General features: G+C 69.6%; 1 protein-coding gene. It reads left to right on the top strand.

Annotation, left to right across the window (positions count from 1 at the left end):
- Positions 1 to 132 precede the first annotated feature (132 nt).
- Positions 133 to 1254 carry an IS110 family transposase gene (locus DW899_RS10385; RefSeq protein ID WP_117801080.1) on the top strand — a complete coding sequence of 374 codons (1122 nt, stop codon included), beginning with the start codon at positions 133 to 135 and terminating at the stop codon, positions 1252 to 1254.
- Positions 1255 to 1538: the final 284 nt, after the last annotated feature.

The following is a 1538-nucleotide window of genomic DNA, read 5'->3' as shown; positions in this document are numbered from 1 at the left end:
ACAGACACTATGACCCAATCCGAGGGCACTAAAAAGATAGGAGCCCCCGCTCGTGACCGCGGGTCGGGGCTGCGACAATGATGTTGAAGTGCCATAGGCGCAGCCGCGCCGCAACGAGGTTGGGAGGCTCCCATGCCAAAGTATTCTACCGCGTTCGGGATGGACGTCCACCTGAGGTCGACCACCGTCTGCGCCCTCGACGCGGACACCGGCGAGGCCGTGACGAGGAGGTTTCCCGGCAACCCCTGGGGCGAGATCGCCGGGTGGATGGATGGGTTCCCCGGGCCGTCGCTCGCGGCCTACGAGAGCGGCTACCTCGGCTTCGCCCCGCAAAGGGAGCTCGCCGGGCTCGGCGTCGAGTGCGTCGTCGCCGCGGTCTCGAAGATCCCCAGGTCGGCCGCCGACTCGGCCTCCAAGAACGACAGGAACGACGCCGCCAGGATGGCCAAGGCGATACTCGCCCACGACATCTCCCCCGTATGGGTCCCCTCCCCCGAGGTCGAGGGCATCAGGGACCTCGCCGGCGCCTACGACGGGGCGACCGCGCGCCTGGCGACCGCCAAGCAGCGGCTGCTCGCCTTCCTCGCAAGGCGAGGGTTCGTCTACGGCGGCACCACGCCCGCCGGCAACCCGAGGAAGTACTGGACCTACGACTTCCTGAGGTGGCTCGACAAGGTCAGGCCGGAGGACGATGGCGGGGTTCGGACGCTCGCCGCTCTGAGGAACGAGGTCGAGGCCGCGGCGGAGGCCCGGGCGGACCTGCTCTCCGAGTACGGGGCGGCCGTGGGTGCCAGCCCGATCGCCGCGGAGGTGGCCGCCCTCCAGTCGATCAAGGGCTGCGCCTTCGCGCTGGCCGCGGCCTTCTCGGCCGAGGTCGGCGACTTCACGAGGTTCCGTTCCGGAAGGCAGGTCACGGCCTATTTCGGCCTCGCGCCGAGTCAGAGGTCGAGTGGCGACTCCGTGCGGCCCGGAGGCATCAGCGGTGCGGGCAACGCGCTCGTGAGGAAGCTGGCCGTTGAGGGCTCATGGTGCTACGCCGCGGCACGGCACCAGCCGAAGCTCATGCCGAGGGACACGGGCGTGCCCCTCGAGATAAGGATGCACGGGAGGAAGGGGTCCGAGCGGCTCCTGCGGCGGCGCGAGGAGATGCTCGCCCGCGGCATGCCCGCGGCGAAGGCCAACGCGGCCACCGCGGCCGAGCTCGTGAGGTGGCTCTGGGCCCTCGGCATGATGTGCCGGGAGGGCGCGGAATAGACATAGCCCCCGTCCCGGCGAGCCGGGCGGCCTTCGGGGATACCCCCTATTTCGCTGTGCGCGCGGAGCCCTCCGCATGCGCCTCGACAGACTTGGGGAACCCCGCCGAAGGAATGGAGTGCGGGCCGACAGAACGGTATCCGCGGATATGAGACTGAGCCGAAGGCGCCGATGACATGCCGGGGGCGGACCGGGACGGGTTAACGGCAGGCCCCGCCGACCGATTGCAAGCGGTCGGCGGGGCCATTGTGACTCTTGACAGCGGATTGGGTCATATGAGCGAA

Origin of the sequence: Collinsella sp. AM41-2BH (assembly GCF_003468085.1) — a bacterium.
Classification (GTDB): domain Bacteria; phylum Actinomycetota; class Coriobacteriia; order Coriobacteriales; family Coriobacteriaceae; genus Collinsella.
Note: the sequence above shows the minus strand (reverse complement) of the source record. Positions and strands in the feature narration are given on the sequence as shown.